18 protein-coding genes are annotated in these 18,842 nt (G+C 35.2%); 12 read left to right on the top strand and 6 right to left on the bottom strand.

The window, feature by feature from the left end:
* The first annotated feature begins 187 nt into the window (after nucleotides 1-187).
* The 7 genes from hisC (at nucleotide 188) to ACPF63_RS09750 (ending at nucleotide 5,599) form a co-directional block, all read left to right on the top strand.
* Nucleotides 188-1,228 (top strand): histidinol-phosphate transaminase, encoded by a 1,041-nt coding sequence (gene hisC / locus ACPF63_RS09780; protein ID WP_426482858.1) that lies wholly within the window; start codon nucleotides 188-190, stop codon nucleotides 1,226-1,228.
* Between the two features lie 164 nt (nucleotides 1,229-1,392).
* Nucleotides 1,393-2,487 carry a bifunctional histidinol-phosphatase/imidazoleglycerol-phosphate dehydratase HisB gene (gene hisB, locus ACPF63_RS09775; RefSeq protein WP_426482857.1) on the top strand — a complete coding sequence of 365 codons (1,095 nt, stop codon included), beginning with the start codon at nucleotides 1,393-1,395 and terminating at the stop codon, nucleotides 2,485-2,487.
* Nucleotides 2,488-2,489: 2 nt separating this feature from the next.
* Nucleotides 2,490-3,068 (top strand): imidazole glycerol phosphate synthase subunit HisH, encoded by a 579-nt coding sequence (hisH, locus tag ACPF63_RS09770; protein WP_426482856.1) that lies wholly within the window; start codon nucleotides 2,490-2,492, stop codon nucleotides 3,066-3,068.
* Between the two features lie 2 nt (nucleotides 3,069-3,070).
* Nucleotides 3,071-3,793: a 1-(5-phosphoribosyl)-5-[(5-phosphoribosylamino)methylideneamino]imidazole-4-carboxamide isomerase gene (gene hisA / locus ACPF63_RS09765; RefSeq protein WP_426483210.1), complete on the top strand. Its 723-nt coding sequence runs from the start codon at nucleotides 3,071-3,073 to the stop codon at nucleotides 3,791-3,793.
* Nucleotides 3,786-4,538: an imidazole glycerol phosphate synthase subunit HisF gene (hisF, locus tag ACPF63_RS09760; RefSeq protein WP_426482855.1), complete on the top strand. Its 753-nt coding sequence runs from the start codon at nucleotides 3,786-3,788 to the stop codon at nucleotides 4,536-4,538. Before hisA ends, hisF begins: the two co-directional genes overlap by 8 nt.
* Complete coding sequence (gene hisIE / locus ACPF63_RS09755) at nucleotides 4,535-5,122, top strand: bifunctional phosphoribosyl-AMP cyclohydrolase/phosphoribosyl-ATP diphosphatase HisIE (protein WP_426482854.1); 588 nt, start codon at nucleotides 4,535-4,537, stop codon at nucleotides 5,120-5,122. Before hisF ends, hisIE begins: the two co-directional genes overlap by 4 nt.
* 54 nt (nucleotides 5,123-5,176) lie before the next feature.
* Nucleotides 5,177-5,599: a hypothetical protein gene (locus ACPF63_RS09750; protein WP_077417576.1), complete on the top strand. Its 423-nt coding sequence runs from the start codon at nucleotides 5,177-5,179 to the stop codon at nucleotides 5,597-5,599.
* 75 nt (nucleotides 5,600-5,674) lie between these two features.
* Here the strand turns inward: ACPF63_RS09750 and ACPF63_RS09745 are convergent, their stop codons facing one another.
* From ACPF63_RS09745 to rpmI, 5 genes are all read right to left on the bottom strand, one after another.
* Entirely contained in the window at nucleotides 5,675-6,844 is a 1,170-nt protein-coding gene (locus tag ACPF63_RS09745) for a M28 family peptidase (protein WP_426482853.1), read from the bottom strand.
* Between the two features lie 218 nt (nucleotides 6,845-7,062).
* Nucleotides 7,063-8,238 (bottom strand): M28 family peptidase, encoded by a 1,176-nt coding sequence (locus tag ACPF63_RS09740; RefSeq protein ID WP_426482852.1) that lies wholly within the window; start codon nucleotides 8,236-8,238, stop codon nucleotides 7,063-7,065.
* Nucleotides 8,239-8,302: 64 nt separating this feature from the next.
* Nucleotides 8,303-9,484 carry a M28 family peptidase gene (locus ACPF63_RS09735; protein ID WP_426482851.1) on the bottom strand — a complete coding sequence of 394 codons (1,182 nt, stop codon included), beginning with the start codon at nucleotides 9,482-9,484 and terminating at the stop codon, nucleotides 8,303-8,305.
* Nucleotides 9,485-9,860: 376 nt separating this feature from the next.
* On the bottom strand, nucleotides 9,861-10,205 hold the full coding sequence (gene rplT / locus ACPF63_RS09730; protein WP_034694451.1) for a 50S ribosomal protein L20: 345 nt from the start codon (nucleotides 10,203-10,205) through the stop codon (nucleotides 9,861-9,863).
* 119 nt (nucleotides 10,206-10,324) lie between these two features.
* On the bottom strand, nucleotides 10,325-10,522 hold the full coding sequence (rpmI, locus tag ACPF63_RS09725; RefSeq protein ID WP_002979658.1) for a 50S ribosomal protein L35: 198 nt from the start codon (nucleotides 10,520-10,522) through the stop codon (nucleotides 10,325-10,327).
* A gap of 1,035 nt (nucleotides 10,523-11,557) precedes the next feature.
* Here rpmI and ACPF63_RS09720 point away from each other — a divergent pair.
* From ACPF63_RS09720 to ACPF63_RS09700, 5 genes are all read left to right on the top strand, one after another.
* A complete protein-coding gene (locus ACPF63_RS09720) occupies nucleotides 11,558-11,929 on the top strand; it encodes a hypothetical protein (RefSeq protein ID WP_426482850.1) in 372 nt (123 codons plus the stop codon).
* Nucleotides 11,930-11,931: 2 nt separating this feature from the next.
* On the top strand, nucleotides 11,932-12,696 hold the full coding sequence (locus ACPF63_RS09715) for a hypothetical protein (RefSeq protein ID WP_077417564.1): 765 nt from the start codon (nucleotides 11,932-11,934) through the stop codon (nucleotides 12,694-12,696).
* A 108-nt stretch (nucleotides 12,697-12,804) separates the two neighbouring features.
* Entirely contained in the window at nucleotides 12,805-15,273 is a 2,469-nt protein-coding gene (locus tag ACPF63_RS09710; RefSeq protein ID WP_426482849.1) for a tetratricopeptide repeat protein, read from the top strand.
* A 34-nt stretch (nucleotides 15,274-15,307) separates the two neighbouring features.
* Nucleotides 15,308-17,542, top strand: a complete 2,235-nt coding sequence (locus ACPF63_RS09705; RefSeq protein ID WP_426482848.1) for a tetratricopeptide repeat-containing sensor histidine kinase — start codon at nucleotides 15,308-15,310, stop codon at nucleotides 17,540-17,542.
* 2 nt (nucleotides 17,543-17,544) lie between these two features.
* Nucleotides 17,545-18,174 carry a response regulator transcription factor gene (locus ACPF63_RS09700; protein WP_077417558.1) on the top strand — a complete coding sequence of 210 codons (630 nt, stop codon included), beginning with the start codon at nucleotides 17,545-17,547 and terminating at the stop codon, nucleotides 18,172-18,174.
* Between the two features lie 82 nt (nucleotides 18,175-18,256).
* On the opposite strand, the gene ACPF63_RS09695 is transcribed toward ACPF63_RS09700, so the two are convergent.
* Nucleotides 18,257-18,823, bottom strand: coding sequence for a hypothetical protein (locus tag ACPF63_RS09695; protein ID WP_426482847.1), 567 nt, complete (start codon nucleotides 18,821-18,823; stop codon nucleotides 18,257-18,259).
* Nucleotides 18,824-18,842: the final 19 nt, after the last annotated feature.

The following is an 18,842-nucleotide window of genomic DNA, read 5'->3' as shown; positions in this document are numbered from 1 at the left end:
TAAAAAACTTTGCGCCTTTGCGTTTACCCAAAAAAGAATTGAACCATTAAGAAAATAAAGACTTTAAGTAAAGTTAAGATTCAAATACATTTGAATTCAGCTTACTGCTTAATAAAGATCTGAAGATATTTTCTTCACTATTCTTAATAACTCAATTCATCTTAATGGTTTAAAATAATTTCAAAAAATGAACAGCAATACAATGAAAAATAACAGTATTAAAACTTTAGTAAGAGAAAATATATTACAATTACAGCCCTACATTAGTTTCAGGGATCACAATGAATTTAATGCTCCTGTTATGCTGGATGCCAATGAAAGTCCTTTCGGAGAATGCAACCGTTACCCGGATTCTACCCAGAAAAAGCTTAAAAGCATGCTTGCGGTACTTAAAAATGTTTCTCCCTCACAGATTGCCATAGGAAACGGAAGCGATGAGCTGATAGACCTTATCATTAAAATTTTCTGTGAGCCTAAAAAAGATGCCATTCTGATGATGAATCCTTCTTTTGCAATGTATGGTTTCTATGCAGCAATTAATGAAAATAAGGTCTTGAAACTAGATTTGGATGAAAATTTTGAAATCGTAAAAGACAATTTCTTAAAGACGGCCGAAGATCCTTCATTGAAGATTTTCTTTTTATGCTCACCCAATAACCCTACCGGAAACAGTATTGATGATATTGAATTTTATCTTCAGAATTTCAACGGAATTGTTGTGGTAGATGAAGCTTATATAGAATTTTCCGGGAAAAAGTCAAGTTTGGAGCTTTTGGATAAATACCCCAATCTGATTGTTTTGCAAACTTTTTCTAAAGCGTGGGGAATTGCCGGAGCGAGAGTAGGAATGGCTTATTCATCCGAAGAAATTACTAGTCTGATCAATACGGTTAAAGCACCTTATAACGTAAATATATTGAGCCAGGAACTCATTTTAAATACACTGGATCAGGAAAACAGACTTCAGGAAAATGTAAACCGTATTTTGGAAGAAAGAGCATGGCTGAAGCAACAGTTTGAAGGAATTACGTGTATTTCTAAAGTATTTTCAACGGATGCCAATTTCTTCCTGATTAAAATGGAAAATGTAGACAATGTGTATGGAAAAATGCTTGAAGAAGAGATTTTAACCAGCAGAAGAGATCCGGCCATTCCGGGATGTATCAGAATCAATGTAGGAAATCGTGCAGAAAATGAAAAATTAATTAATCTTTTAAAAGGAATATAGAATAGCTTGTTAAAATATAAACCATTAAGGAAAAATAATATGATAAGAAAACTTAAGTTTTATCAAAGATAAATACATATAGCTGAATGAATAGCTTCAGCTATATACTTAATAATCCTTAATCACTTAAAAGCTTAATGGTTAAAAATAATTTATAAAAACATATGAAAAAAGTACTCTTTATAGACCGCGACGGAACGCTGATTGTTGAACCACCCACAGATTTTCAGGTAGATTCTCTGGAAAAGCTTGAGTTTTATCCGGGAGTTTTCCAAAATCTTTCAAAAATTGTTAATGAGCTGGATTATGAATTGGTGATGGTAACCAATCAGGATGGGCTGGGAACGGACAGTTTTCCCGAAGAAGATTTCATAAAACCTCATGAAAAAATGATACAGGCATTTGAAAACGAAGGGATTATTTTTAGTGATATTTTAATAGATAAAAGCTTTGAATATGAAAATCTTCCTACCAGAAAACCAGGAATCGGAATGCTGGGAAAATACATGTATGGCAACTATGATCTGGAAAATTCGTATGTAATTGGTGATAGAGATACGGATGTACAACTTGCTAAAAATATGAAGTCTAAAGCTATTTATCTTAATCAAAACTTTGATAATGAAGCTGAACTGTCTACAACAAAATGGTCTGAGATTTATAAGTTCTTAAAATCAGGAATGAGGAAGGCTGAAGTCTCCCGTAAAACCAATGAAACAGATATTAAAATTGAAGTTAATCTTGATGGAAACGGACGTTCAGATATTTCAACAAGGCTTCACTTTTTTGATCATATGTTGGACCAGATTGCGAGACACGGGAATATGGATCTTACGGTTAAAGTAAACGGAGATCTTGCCGTAGATGAGCACCACACGATAGAAGATACAGGAATTGTGCTGGGAGAAGCTGTTTTAAAAGCTTTAGGAAAGAAAAAAGGGATCGAACGATATGGTTTCCTGCTTCCAATGGATGACTGTCTTTCTCAGGTGGCTATTGATTTCGGCGGCAGACCCTGGTTAGTATGGGATGCTCCGTTTAAAAGAGAAAAGATTGGGGATATGCCTACCGAAATGTTTTTTCACTTTTTTAAATCCTTTGCAGATGCTTCAAAATGCAACCTGAATATCAAAGCGGAAGGAGACAATGAGCACCACAAAATTGAATCTATCTTTAAAGCCTTTGCAAAAGCCGTTAAAATGGCAGTGAATCAATCAGATACTAATTACAGCCTGCCTTCTACAAAAGGAAGTTTATAAATATGATAGCCATAATAAAATACAACGGCGGAAATGTAAACTCTGTTCAGAATGCCCTCAACAGACTCAATATTGACTCTGTGATTACTGATGACCCTGAAAGGATTTTAAAAGCTGATAAAGTAATCTTTCCCGGAGTTGGAGAAGCTTCCTCAACAATGAAGCTGTTGAAAGAAAGAGAACTTGATCTCCTGATTCCGAGCCTTACACAGCCTGTTTTAGGAATATGTTTAGGAATGCAGCTGATGTGCAAAGAGAATGAAGAAGGAAATACGGAAGGGATGGGGATCTTTGATATCAATGTCAGAAAATTTCCAGCAAAAGATATTGTTCCGCATATGGGCTGGAATACAGTTTCAGGGCAGACCTCACTACTGTTTTCAGGAATTGAAGAGAACAATGATGTTTATTTTGTTCACAGCTATTATTGTGAGCTTTCAGACTTTACAACATCTGTTTGTGATTATATCCTGCCATTCAGTGCATCATTACAGAAAGATAATTTCTATGCGGTGCAGTTTCACCCTGAAAAATCGGGAATTATAGGAAATCAGATAGTTAAGAACTTTATAAATTTATAATGATGAAAATAATTCCGGCTATTGATATTATTGACGGGAAATGTGTCCGTTTGTCAAAAGGAGATTACAACACAAAGAAAATATACAATGAAAATCCTGTAGAAGTGGCAAAAGAATTTGAGAGTTTTGGTATTCAGTTTCTTCATTTGGTGGATCTTGACGGGGCGAAATCAAAGCATATTGTTAACCAAAAGGTTCTGGAAAATATTGCTAATTCTACTTCGCTGCATATCGACTTTGGAGGTGGCTTAAAAACCCAGGAGGATATTGAAACAGCCTTTAATTCCGGAGCAAAGCAAATCACTTTAGGAAGTATTGCAGTTCAGAACCCGGAATTCTGTTTTGAAATGTTACAAAAGTATGGTACTGAGAAAGTTATTCTTGGAGCTGACTGTGAAAACAGAAAGATTAAAACTTCAGGCTGGCTGGAAGAAAGTGACAATGACATCATTGATTTTATTCTTCAGTATCAGGAAAAAGGAATACAGACCACTATATGTACTGATATCGCAAAAGATGGTATGCTGGAAGGTCCTTCAACCGGACTTTATATTGAGATTTTATATAAAACTTCAGTTCAGTTGGTGGCAAGCGGAGGGATTTCAGGGATCGCTGATGTCTATAAAATGAAAGATATCGGCTGCGCCGGAACAATCATCGGGAAAGCAATTTATGAGGGAAAAATAAGCTTACAACAACTTCAAAACTTTATTGAAAATGCTTAAGAAAAGAATTATTCCATGTCTGGATATAAAAGACGGAGCTACGGTGAAAGGAGTCAATTTTGAAGGTCTTAAAAATGCAGGAGATCCGGTAGTTCTCGCTAAAAAGTATGAGCAGGAAGGCGCTGATGAACTTGTCTTCCTTGATATTACCGCTACTATTGAGGATAGAAAAACATTTATAGAGCTGGTAAAAGAAATTGCAAAAGAACTTAGTATTCCTTTTACGGTAGGAGGTGGAATTTCGTCTGTAGAAGATGTTAGAAAGCTTTTGGAAGCGGGAGCCGATAAGATCAGCATCAATTCCTCTGCGGTAAAAAATCCAGAACTTATTTCTGATTTAGCCAAAGAATTCGGCAGCCAGTGTGTTGTGGTAGCCATTGATACAAAGCAAATTGATAATAAAGATCTGGTTCATATCAAAGGTGGAAGGGAAGCAACCGAACTTTTTACGGCAGAATGGGCAAAAGAAGCAGAACGTTTGGGAGCAGGAGAAATTCTGCTGACTTCGATGGATGGAGATGGCACAAAAAACGGTTTTGACCTTCGTATTACAAAGTTGGTTTCAGAAAATATCAGTATTCCGGTCATTGCTTCCGGAGGTGCTGGCACTGCAAATGATTTTGTTCAAGTATTTAATGAAACAAAAGCTACAGGAGGATTGGCAGCCAGTATTTTCCATTTTAATGAAATAGGAATTCAGGATCTAAAAAAACAATTAAAAACGCAAAAAATAGAAGTACGATGAAAATAGATTTTAATAAAGATAAAGGCCTTGTTCCTGTAGTTATCCAGGATAACAGAACTTTACAGGTACTGATGCTGGGTTACATGAATGAAGAGGCTTTTGAAAAAACGAAAAAAGAAGGCATTGTTACTTTTTTCAGCCGTTCCAAAAACAGACTCTGGACAAAAGGTGAGGAATCAGGTAATTTTTTAACAGTAAAAAGTATTGATATAGACTGTGATCAGGATACCCTATTAATTAAAGTTGTTCCTAAAAATGTGGTCTGCCATACAGGAAGTTTCAGCTGTTTCGGAGAAAAAGATATAAAAGGATTTTTGTATGAACTGGAAGATAAAATATCTCAGAGAATAGATACTAAAGCTGAAGGTTCTTACACTTACTCATTATATCAGAGAGGAATCAATAAAATGGCTCAAAAAGTAGGAGAGGAAGCTGTAGAACTGGTGATAGAAGCAAAAGATAATAACGAAGATCTTTTTAAAAATGAAGCTGCAGACCTGCTGTACCACTTTTTGATTTTATTGAAAGCAAAAGGATTTACATTGGAAGAAATAGAGGAGATTCTTCAAAACAGGAATAAATAAGACCTTTGAAAATAATGTTTTTTAATTAAAAAAAATAAACCAATCTCTTAACTCATGACTCCTTTACAAAAAGCTAAAGATTTGATGGATAGTGGACAATACATGCCCTCACTTACTATTTTAAATACATTAAATGGTTTATCCTCAAAGTCTGAAAGCTACAGGTTGTTATTCATGGCAAATTGCTGGTATCATTTGGAAGAATATGATTGGGCAATTGATATCGCTGATAAATTGTTGCAAAATGATGAACATAATGAACTGGCTTCTCAAATAAAATATCTGTCTTTTTGTAAATTGAAAGATTATGATAGGGCTTTTGATGAGATAATAGAGTTCTTATCAAATAATGATGCAGAGCTTTATAAAGTAACTCTGGAAGAATTATTAACAGATATCAAAGAGGGGTTTATTAATGATAAAGAGATAATTTCTAAAATTAAAGAATTAGCATTACAAAATAACTGTTTAAAGTAAGGTAAGACCTGAATAATGGTTTTCATAAAAACAGCAGGATTATTCCTGCTGTTTTTATTGTAAATTGATTGATCTTTATCTTTCAATCATAATATTCTTTACAAGAGTTTCTTCGCCTACTTTCAAAACCCCAATATACACTCCATTTTGAAGACCGGAAACATCTATCTTCTTTTCATTATTTACTTTAAGCATTGTTCTTCCTATAGAATTGCTCAGTTCAAAGCTGAAATTATTTTCTTTAGCATCCGGTAATTCAATATTAAGTATATTACTGGCTGGGTTAGGATAGATTTTTACGGCTTCCAATGAGTTTTTAGAAGCGGGTTTGCTCATTGTAGTAGTAGCTGTTGCAAAATGCTGTAATGCCCCTACAGTTGCTTTTCCAATCTTATATACATAGACAGGATCCATGTTGGTGAAGGTATCTTTAGAGCTGTGAGGATAGCTGCTTCTTATCCTTTCAAAAAATCCGGTAATCACTTCACCTTTCTGTTCGAAAGGAATATAATCCGTATCAGCAGCCGGATCTACCGCTGTAAGAAGAGGAGAGTAGAGTGCTGTACAGTTTCTCAACTGTTGAGTGACTGCTGCAGAAGCTGCATTGTTGCTGGAAACTCCTCCCTGGTCTTCGTCACAATATACGGTTGTGTTATTATTTCCTTTCACACCTCCTACCTGATCAAGATTGAAGACAAGTTTGATATCCAGTTTACGTACACCTCCCTGATATACCACATTATTCACATAATGACTGCTTCCTTTTAATCCCTGCTCTTCACCAGAAAAATGGATGAACTTTATAGAATATTCAGTAGGCACATTTCTCAGAATTCTTGCTGCTTCAAGAATAATAGATGTTCCGCTGCCGTTATCATTCACTCCCGGGCCGTAGATGGTATCGAAATGCCCGCAGATAATGACATATTTGTTAGGATAAAGCGTTCCTGTTTTGGTAATGATTAAGTTTTTTGAACTGGTACTTCCAAAAGTAAAAGGACTTTCTTCTATCTGACTGGCAGTATAGCCGTACGAAATATACTTGTTTTTGATCCAATTCAGTGTATTGGTGTTTGCTGCTGAGCCTGTAGTTTTTACACCTAAATTACTAAACTCCTGAAGATTTGTAGTGATATTGGCTTGGGTGACCATATCTGCTCTGTCTTTATAAGCCTGGATAAAACTTTGAGCCCCGATACTCTGCATCATCAATGCAGTGCATAATACTGTGGTAAATTTTTTCATATATAATATTATTTTGGTAACACTAATGTAGTAAATAAATCACAATGAAGTGTTTAATGTTTTAAGATAAAATGAAATTTTTATTATGCTGTCAATATATTTCGCATTGAAAGATGTGTGAATGTTGTAAATTATTTAATATTGGTGATTGACAGAAAAAGAAAAAAACCTCTGAACAGTTTCAAAGGTTTTATAATTTAATGATATTGAATTGCGAACTATTTTTCGATCATTACTTTTCTTACTACAGTCTCATCTCCTGCTTTTAAAATTCCAAGGTAAGCACCATTCTCCAATCCGGAAGCATTGATTTTTGTTTCATTGGTTCTCTTGAAAATAGATCTTCCCTGGAAATCAGTAATCTCAAAAGTGAAATTCTTGATTCCGGAATCGGGAAGCTCAATATTGATGACATCCTTTACTGGATTTGGGTAGATTTTTACAGTTTCCAATGTGTTTTTTGCGATAGCTTCATGCGTTCCCAATGTTCCTGTAGCAACAGCGAAATGCTGAAGTGCTCCCACAGATGCTTTTCCTATATTATAAATATATACGGGATCTGTATTGGCAAAAGTATCATTTACCGTATGCGGATATGTACTTCTGATCCTTTCAAAGAACCCTGTGATCACTTCGCCTTTCTGTTCAAAAGGGATATAATCCGTGTCTTCTGCCGGATCTACAGCGGTCAGAAGAGGAGAATAGAGTGCTGTACAGTTTCTCAGTTCCTGGGTCACCACTGCAGAAGCCGCATTATTGGATGGAAGTCCTCCCTGATCTTCATCACAGTAAACGGTATTGTTATTATTTCCCATTACACCGCCCACCTGATCAAGGTTAAAGACCAGTTTTATATCTAAAACACGGTTACTGCCTTGATACGCTACTGTATTGGCATAGTGGCTGCTTCCCAGAAGTCCTTGTTCTTCTCCGGAAAAATGAATGAATTTTATAGAATATTCCGTTGGTACATCTTTCAGAATTCTGGCTGCTTCAAGGATAATAGAAGTTCCGCTTCCGTTATCATTAACTCCCAAACCGGTAATGCTGTCGAAATGCCCGCAAATGATAACATATTTATTAGGATATACTGTTCCTGTCTTTGTAATCACCAGATTTTTAGAATTATAACTTCCTGCAGTAAAAGGATCTTCTGCGATCTGACTGGCTGTATATCCATAGGAAAGATATTTTGTTTTAAGCCACTCAAGAGCATTATTGTTTGCTGTTGTGCCCGTTTTTTTGACCCCTAAATTAGCGAACTCCTGAAGGTAAGTCGTAATATTGGTCTGCGTTACCATATTCGCTCTGTCCTGATAAGCCTGAATGAAACTTTGAGCTCCAAGACTTTGCAAGGCGATGGAAGCCAGTAAAAAAGTAGCGATTTTCTTCATTTTTATGATTGTAATACATGAAATACTGATAAAATTAACCTTTATCTGTATTTTAAACTTGACATTATTTATTAATGATTATTTTCTTTGTTGTATTTCCCTTATCAGTCTTGATGGTAAATGTATAAACTCCGTTTTTAAGACCTGAAGTATTTATTTTTTCCTGATTTTCAAGGGTTAAAATAGTGTTTCCGGCCATGTCGTTTACCTCAATTTTGAATTGTTTTACTTTTTGCTGAAACTCTACGGTTACAAGATCTTTCGCAGGATTAGGATAAATTCTGATTTCTTCTGCTGATTTCTGTGTTGTGGCTTCATGGGTGCTTAAAAGATTATTCGATGTTGTGGCAACGGCAAAATGCTGTAGTGCTCCCACAGCTGCTTTTCCGACATTGAAGACATACACAGGGTCAATATTGGCATAGGTGTCACTTACCGTATGCTCATTATTACTTAGGATCGTTTCATAAAATCCGGTAATCGTATATCCTTTAGCTTCAAAAGGCATATAATCTGAGCTGTAAGCATAAGAAAGATTTGTCTGAAGAGGGGAGTAAAGGGTGGTACATGTCATCAACTCCTGTGTTACGGTATTAGATGCTGCGTTATTGGAAGACATTCCTCCGGTATCTCTTTCACAAGTGATGGTATTGTTGTTATTTCCTATAAGGCCTCCTACCTGGTCAATATTTAAAACAAGTTTTATATCCAGAACCTTTGTGCCTCCCTGGTAAGCTACATTGTTTACATAATGATTACTTCCCACCAAGCCTTGCTCTTCCCCCGAAAAATGAATAAACTTAATAGAATACTCTGTAGGAATATCTTTCAGAATTCTTGCTGCTTCAAGAATAATAGAAGTTCCACTGCCATTATCACTTACGCCAGGTCCTACGATGGTGTCGTAATGCCCGCAGATAATGACATATTTGTTGGGATATAAAGTTCCGGTTTTAGTGATAATCAGGTTTTTTGACGGATTGCCTCCGTAGGTGAAAGCATCTTCAGAAAAGTCATTGGCTGTATATCCATAAGACAGATATTTGTTTTTAAGCCAGTCTAGTGCATTATTATTAGCTGTTGTTCCCGTCTTTTTTATTCCAAACCCGGCAAATTCCTGAAGGTTGGTATTGATATTGGCTTGTGTGACCATATCAGCCCGGTTTTTATAAGCCTGAATAAAACTCTGTGCACCAATGTTTTGCACTGCAATGGAAGTCAGCAAAAAAACTACAGCTTTTTTCATTTTGATACTTTATTTTAAGAATTGTAAATATAGCAATAAATCATTATTTATTATTAATAATTAAGTCTTATTCTCTGTAATTGTTTGTTTTTTTAACAATAATATATCTTTTTATATTGTTTATTGTTATGCTAGATTGGTATTCATTAAATTGTATTTATTTATATTTTTCTATTATTTCAAATATTTATGTTAAAAATTTTATCAATTCATCATCCAACTAGGTAAATGTTACTAATGATATATCAAATAGCCCTGAAATCTGAAAGATCTGAAACTGGATTTCACCCTGAAAACACACGAAAAGGAAAGATATAAAACAAAAAAATCCCGGGAAAACCCGGGACTTTATATTGATAACAAAATCTATTCTACATTATTTTACTTGATCTACAACAGCTTTGAAAGCTTCAGGGTGATTCATTGCTAAATCTGCTAAAACTTTTCTGTTAAGTTCGATGTTGTTCTTTTTAAGAGCTCCCATAAATTGAGAGTAAGACATTCCGTGCTCTCTAGTTCCCGCGTTGATACGAGTGATCCAAAGTGCTCTGAAGTTTCTCTTTTTCTCTTTTCTACCACGGTAAGCATATTGCATTGCTTTTTCTACCGCGTTTTTAGCTACAGTCCAAACGTTCTTTCTTCTACCGAAAAAACCTTTAGCTTGCTTAAAAATTTTCTTTCTGCGAGCTCTTGAAGCTACGGCATTTACTGATCTTGGCATAATTTAAATTGTTTTTTTGAAAAGGGCGGCAACTGATGTTACTCTTATTTGCACCGTTTCAGGGTTAAAATGTTGAATTTGTTTTGAATTCTTATAAACCGAATATAGATTTATAAAAACTACTTAATTGCTAATTGACGTTGTACACTTTTCTCGTCCACTTTAGCTACGTAAGAAGTAGTAGTAAGATTTCTCTTCTGCTTAGTTTCTTTCTTAGTTAAGATGTGGCTTTTGTAAGCGTTTTTTCTTTTGATCTTACCAGAACCGGTAAGAGCAAAACGTTTCTTAGCACCTGATTTCGTTTTTAATTTTGGCATTGTTCTGCTTTTTTATTGTTTTTGTTATCAATATCTGTTTTGGTTACTCCTAAAGACATTAGGAATAATAGTGTGCAAAATTACGAAAAAAAAGTGACACATGAAAGTAATTTTTAATGCATACGAACAGGGTTGTCTTTTCTATAGCCTCTTACGGTCAGTTATTCTTATATGCAATGACTTGAAAAAGAGCAAAAGATACCCGTCAATGGTTTCAGTTTCCTTAAAATATAGCTGATAATCGGGATTGCAGTGTTTTTCAATTCTCCCTAATTTTAATCTCTTAATTACAAAATATGTTATCATCTGCAGACTTACATCTGGAAAGAGCATTGTTTCTTGCTGTTTTGATCGTGTTTTTTGGAACAGGATTTTTATGTACGCTAACCACTTTTATATTTAATTCTATAAGAAAGGAAAATAAAAGCGGACGGTATTATATGCTCTTATTTCTCATCTCCGGAACTATTGGAGTTGCTTTAGCTGCATTTTATTTTTGTATGATATTGTTATAAAAGCTGTAATTCAGGTGTTTTAAGGAGTTTTCTAAAAAGGCGTAAATGATTAAAAAACCACTGGTATCAGGGATGTTTTTTTATAATCCCTATTTTTATCTTTGATTCAAAAGTTTACTAAAGATAAAACGGTTAAAAATTCATGGTTTTGATGATAGCTGTTGACAGTCTTTCCCTTAGATAAACATTAATTTATAACTTTTATAGCTTTCTTTTTCACACCCAATTAAAAGATAAATTCTTATTTCGAACAAACACTAAAAAAGTATGGGTAAAAACACTAGCCAAATAAAATTGAGTGAAGGAGAAGCTGTAAAAGTAATAGCTGATCCCGTCTGGATTGTTGTTTTATTCGACAAAATAAAATTATTTTGCAGAAGAAACCGATGTTCAGAAGCAAAACGCTTAGTGAATATGTATAAAACTATGGAATAGCCTCATGAATAAGACTCTTACTTTTATATTGTTGAGTATCATATTGGCACTGTTCACCAGCTGCAAGAATCCCGAGAGAAAAAAAATGAATTTTCCGAATGAGTTGAAAAATACCCATTGGATTGTTGATAGTGGAGGACTTATTGCTCCGGGTGGTGATAAAATTTATAAACTGTCAAAGAGAATAGATTCTACATTAATTCTTAATTTTTATGCTGTAAACTTTTTAGATGAAGAAAAATTTGAAAGTTATGACAGTTGGGAATGTGGAAATGATTGCTTTACAGAAGTATATGGCAGATATTATTTTACTCAGGCCGATCAAATAGAAATGGAAGTTGACAGTATCCGCAAGACAGGAACCTGTGAAGCTCCTACACAGACTTTCAAACCGGCAAAAGACATGGCCTTTGATATTGTGAAAAAAGGAAAGCAGTTACAACTCATAAGAAAATAGAAATGAACGACTTAATAAAAATTTTTCCGGAATATGAAGACGTATTTTATGATGATATTGAAAATCATAAGAAATATTTTCTGCCGATTTGTTCAATTAATCTAAAACTTATAGATCCTCAGGATGATACGTGGCTGCACATGGTATCGGTAAAAGAACTTTTTGACGGACAAATTGGTTCTTCTACATCCCAATACCACACCCGGTTTACAAAAGCAGATATGGTTGGTTTTGATGTCATTGATGGCAAATATAAATTTGACGCAGACTGGAATTATTTTACTTTTTCCAAAGAAATTGATCCGGCAAATTATAGCGATCAGTATTCAGAGGATGAAATTGAATATAATATGAATAGTGCCATGTATTCATTATTAAAAGAATACTTCAATAAAAATGGAAAGCTCTATGACCGGGATTTTAATCGGCCGGGATTGGAGGTAGAAGATATAAGAAGGCTAGAGCGGCTTCGTAAATTGACAGTGCAGGATCTGGAAACAGATGAGCCTAATGAATATTTACATGAAAGAATTCAGGCAAAAACAGGAGGGATCTTTGATGAAATCAATACAAGTCAACTTCCTTTTGAATTATGTAACTATTCTGGATGTAACCTCTTGGAGAAACCTTATAAAACCGATAATATATTGATGGACTATATTGCGTGCCTGGAGGGATACGATTTTCAAAAAACAGCAGCAGACCAATTGTATTTATTTCATGACAAAGAGCTGCAAAAAGCAGTGATTTGTTTCGAATATACTTAATAACAAGCTCTTTGGAAGACAGTTTTACAAATTACTGTTATTTAATTTCAATAAAATTATTGTAATCAGGAATGTTTTAATGCTTTCCGACGGGATAAAATTTAACAAATGGCACACCGGATTTATTTATACAATTACGATCAAAAATCAAATCAGACATTCGATACCTATCTGGGCGAGTGGAACTATGAAATTCCATTATTGCTGTATCCTCTGCTGGCAGAAGATATCAGAGTGGAAGGTATTGAATTTTTCTCTGATAAATACCAGGGAATTGTTCAGTTACGCTACTTTTTCAATCTGCTGGCCGATACTTATCAGCTGCATTATAAAAAAGCTTACTACGAACCTGTCAACAAAATGTTTGAGTTCCTGGAGGCCTTGCCTTACGACTCTTTCGTATTGAATGCAACGGATGTTTTCAATATGAACGAAGAAAAACATAGGGTACAGGCAAAGGAATGGCTGGTGGAAATTCAGCAGAAAAGTAAGCTGTATAAAAAGGCTGTGGAAGCTCAGAATATTTCGTTGTTGGATTCCTTATTCTCGCAGACAGGGTATTCTTCATTTCTCGAAATTTTACAAACCGACTGGATTAATTACGGGTTGGGATATTTTGAGGAACTTGCTTATAAAAAAGCCGCATCTTCTATATATGAAGAAGGCGGAAAATTTGGACTGAAGGATGCAAAAGGAGGTATTTTAGCTCCTGCTGTTTATGATGAGATTTTTGAAGCAGACTATAATTACAGTATATCTGTGATTCAAAAAGATACTTTATTCGGTTACCTGCAAAGTGATGGAAAAGAATGGATTCCTCCCATATATGAAGATGCTTTTGATGTATTCGATTTTATGCAGGAACCTTTAGGTGAAGTAAAAGTGAATGGAAAATCAGGTATTTTAAAAATCTATTCAAACACATGGATGATTCCTCCCGATTATGATGCTGTTGAAAGAGTAGCCTATGGATTCTTAGGCGTAGAAAAAGGTGGGAAATTTGGGATTTACAACGATGAAAATGGACTGATTATTCCTGTTGAAAGCGAAAGTCCTTATGAATATGATTATTTCCCTGAGCTATTTTTCACCAAACAAAAAGGAACCGGCAAACGTAGATATTATACAAGGGAAGGGAACTATCTGGGTGATTTTCTGGAAGGAAGTATCTTAAAAACAAGTATCTGTTTCTGGATTAAACCGAATAAATTTGACAAGAAAGGAAAATTAATAGATGAAAAAGGCAGTCTTATCATAGACGAAGCGGATCAACTGATTTTAATAGATAATTTTGAAACTCTCGCTGTTCGTAAAGATAAAAACTGGAAGATTTATCACGCCTTAAAACATCAGTTTCTGTTAGAAAATGAATCTATTATTAAAGTAAAAGCAGAATCAAATGTCGGGTATAAAACGAATGTCTTTATCCTTGAAACCCAAGCCGGATCAGGACTTTTTGATGCAGACAATGAACGTTGGTTAATCGCTCCCCAGTCAGAAATTAAACAGATCCATTATGTGGAAAATGGATTTTTATCGGTCCAAAAAAATGAAGGTTGTCAGTTGTTTGATTTTGAGAATGGTCTGTCAACCGAATTGTACGACTATATTTCCAATCCTTTGAATTACAGAACAGAAGAAGGTCTTTTGTTTCTATATCAGGGTGAAAATATGTTTAGAATGAATGAAGATAAAAGCATCCATCGGGTAGAGGCTTCCGGATATGGTGCTATTTATTTGGATCGGTATTCATTCCGGGGGAAAGATTTAGAATACTTTATTTCCTTTTATAACCGTTGGAAGAGCCAGGCAGGTAAAAACTCCGAACAATTCATGGAGGTTGGAATCATTAAAAAAATGGCTTTTGACGCAAAAGAAAATCAAAATTACCACGAAGCGCTTCGTTTGTTTGAGTTATCTGCTCAGAAAAACGACTTGGATAGCTTGGTGGAAATAGGGATATTACTCACTGATCCTGAGATTGAATCATTGTTTGATCCACAAAAAGGAATTATATATTACGAAAAAGCAGCACAAAAAAATCATCCTGTAGCCTGGAACAATATTGGGGCTTTGTATCACAACGGAACAGGATATTCTTTTAATATCAAAAAGGCGATTCAGGCTTATGGGAAAAGCGCTGAGCTGGGTGACGGAATGGCGCTTGCCAATTTAGGTGACCTGTATTATTTTGGAGAACATGTACTACAGGATTATGATAAAGCTTTGGATTTTTATCAGAAAGCAGAGAAAAAATACTATTATAATTACGATAAAATCTCAGAAATCTATTATCAGTTAAGAGATTATAAAAACCTTTTGGTGTATTTAAAGAAAGACTATGATCAGTCTTATTCAGGTATTTATTATGGTATTATCTACGAACTCGGAATGGGAGTAAAAGCAGATTTGAAGAAAGCCATCAAGTATTTTGAACAAGCCAATGCTTACAGTGCCTACGAATATGCAGCTCAACGTTTGGTGTATTACTATGGTGAAGATCCGGCTTTTAAAAATGAAAAGAAATTTCAGAAATGGAGATCTTTTGCTGAAAAGCATGGTTTCAAGGTAGATTAGCAGGGATTTACCTATATTTACGTTCCTTAATGGAATGAATTTTAATAGAGATAAGGGTTTGATGTACAGGTTATTATTTATATTTATTGTATGTGTTTGTCCGTTTTTTGCTCAGGCGCAGGATGTTTTAAGTAAATTAGAAAAGGAATACAGCCATGCATCAAACAATACAGCAGAACAGCTCAATCTGGCTCCCAAATACGCGACTGCCTTATTTTTTCATAACCTTAAACCGAAGTCTTATCAGGTTTTAGAAACCAATATTTCCATTGCATCAAAACAGGCAGATGGAAAGTATGCCACGATTTTATACGCTGTACAAGCCATGAACTATCGGTTGGATAATAAAACAGCAGAGTCTTCAAAAAGTCTTGACATGGCAAAGGTCTATAGCTTAAAAACCAATAGTAACGAGGCTAAAGGCTATTTTAATTACGCAAAAGGCTGGATTCTGACCCGTAATAACAAAACAACTGATGCCGTTGCGGTTTATCTGAAAGCGATCGACTATTACGAAAACTCACCAACAACCTCCACGCTGTACGGGAGATTTGGCAACGTAGCGAAAGAATTGTCCACTATTTATTCCAACCTCAATGAATATCAGCTGGAAGAGAAATATAGCAAGCAGTTTCTGTTGCTCGCATCCAAACAAAATGATCCCAATCTTATCTTCGATGCCTATATGCGAATGGGGTATGTGTATGAACAAAAATACATTCAAAATCAATCAAATACGGAGCTGAGAAATAAAACAGAGCAGTATTATCTGCAGGCTATTGCGACTTTCAACAAAAATAAAGACAGAATGCTCAACAGAAGCAGTCTTTCTTATGCAGCCATCAATTTAGCCAATTTATATACCGAGTTTGACAGTGATAAGGCGATGCAATACGCTCAGCTGGCCAATAAAGTGAGCCTGGAAACCGGTGATGCCATTCATATCGCTTCTTCATTTGGGATTCTGGCAGAACTGGCGCTGCAGAATAAGAATTATAATTTAGCCAAATCTTATTTTCTAAAAGCCTCCATGGAAATTGGGAAAAGTCCGGTCCGAGATCATAATATTGAATTGTCTATTCTTGAATCTTTATCCAGAATTAGTGAAGAGCAGGGGAATTACAAAGAAGCACTGACTTATTATAAAAGTTATGTAGATAAATACAAAAGCGTTTACGACCAGGAAAAACTGGATATTACCAAAAGATTAGAATCACAGTTTGATAAAGAACGACAGGAACAGAAATATATCAAGTTGCAGCTGGAAAGTGATAAGAAAGCACAGGAAATTAAGTTGATTAATATTTTGCGTGCACAGCGCGAACAGGTCTACAACAACTTAAAGCTGGTGGAAGAAAACCAGCGTGAGCGATTGAAATTTTCAGAACTTGAATCTGAAAAAAAAGAACAGCAGCTTCGTTTAGCAAAACTGGAAACCCGGCAGAAGAATAATGATATTAACAACTTTAAAAAGCTCTTGGCATTCAAAGAGAAGATCAATACGTACTACATTTTCTTTATTATCTTTTTCATTGTTCTGATTCTCTTATTGCTTTATGCCTATAAACAGCGTGCTAAGTCTATGAAACAAAGAGACGAATTGCATGCCCTGGCCATGGAAAAAGAGAAACAAAATTCCAAAATTTCCACACTTACTGCATTGCTTGAAGGGCAGGAGCAGGAGCGTGGCCGTCTTGCCCGTGATCTTCATGACGGATTGGGAGGATTGCTCTCAGGAACTAAGCATCAGTTGTCTTATTTAAACCCTCATCAATCCGAAAATATAGAAGAAGGAATTTCAAAATCAATTGATCAGATTGATGGAGCTGTAGAAGAGTTAAGAAGGGTAGCACATAATTTAATGCCCGATTTATTAACGAAATACGGTTTGGAGGTAGCCATTCAGGAATTTGCTTCCCGTATCTCCAATAGTGCATTGGAGATCCATACTGAATTTATTAACTACAGTAATTCCATATCACAGGAAAAGCAGCTGATTATCTACAGAATCATTCAGGAATTGGTGAATAACGCGATAAAACATGCCGATACTTCAGAAATTATTGTTCAGGTGAGCGAAGAAGAAAATCTGTTAAACCTTACGGTAGAAGATAATGGTAAAGGTTTCGATCATACCAACCTGGACGTTAGAAAAACAGCAGGGTTTCACAATATAGAATTAAGAGTCCAATTTTTAAAAGGAACAATGAATATCACCTCCGAATTGAATATTGGTACCAGTATAGAACTTCAAATTCCTATTTATTAAACATGATAAAAGTAGCCATAACAGATGATCATCCACTTCTCTTAGAAGGTTTGAAGAATATTTTAGGAAACAGCGATACCATAGATGTTGTAGATTGTTTCAGAAACGTTTCAGAAATGAATGCAGGCCTGGCGAAACAAGCCGTTGATATTTTACTGCTGGACATCAATCTGGTAGATGTCAACAGCATCGAACTGATAAAACCTTTAAAGAAAAAGTATAGTAACCTTCAGATTATCATCCTCAGCGTTCACAATGAGCTGCCTGTTATTAACAGTTCTTTGGCGGAAGGCGCTTTAGGATATATTCAGAAAAATGCTTCAGTTTCCGAAATCCTTGAAGGAATCACTGCCGTATATACCGGTAACCGGTTTTTATGCTCACAAACCAGGTCCGTTCTGGAGAAAAAATCAACAGATGGATTAAATCATGTTCCAAAACTGACACGAAGAGAAAAAGAAATTTTAGCTGAAGCAGCAAAAGGACTTACAACCAATCAAATGGCAGAAAAGCTCTTTATCAGCCCGCACACGGTGGAAAGCCACAGAAAAAATCTTATTGAGAAATTTCAAACCTCTAATCTTAGTTCCGCCATTAAACTGGCTATAGAATACGGTTTGGTGATCGAATAAAATATTCATCCAACAAAAAGGCCTGCTTACATCGTAAAAGCAGACCTTTTTTTATATAATCAAATAATCGGGTGTGTACTCATTAATCTTTGAATCTCAAAGCTGCCTGGAACAGATTTTTCTTTCCTACTAAATCATATTCGTCATTATATACAGGCTCATACATTAATATGAAAACCCTGTCGTTAAAATCCTTTAAATCAATAGGCTGGTCTGCCATGATATCATAAAACCTTGTAATAGTACGGGTAGCTGTCCATTGTTTTGCATTACTTTTAGGATTTTTATCGAATCTATGATCTTTAGCATCGGTATAATACCAATACGATGGCGCAGAATCCATCAGAAACATTTCTTTGTCCTTATTATACAATTCCTCCGCCATGCCCGTATTCTGAAACCATGCAACCTCAGTGTTCAAAATGCCTAAAGCTCCTGCATAAACATCTTTATTCGTAGTGGCTCCCACTAGAAACCCTTCCAGATTGGAAGATGTAATTTCAAATTGGAACGTTGATTTTTTCAGGTCATAAACATCGTTTACAGGTTGAATTACCTTTCCGTCCTGTTTAATAACTACTTTCAGTGATTGTGCGAAGGTTATAAAACTTAATAAACAAAAAAGGATGGTCAAACTTAATTTTTTCATTGTATCTCTTTAAATATTA

The organism is Chryseobacterium sp. R2ACT005, assembly GCF_049949215.1.
GTDB lineage: Bacteria > Bacteroidota > Bacteroidia > Flavobacteriales > Weeksellaceae > Chryseobacterium.
The sequence above is the reverse complement of the archived record's forward strand: the minus strand, read 5'-3'. Positions and strand labels throughout refer to the sequence as shown.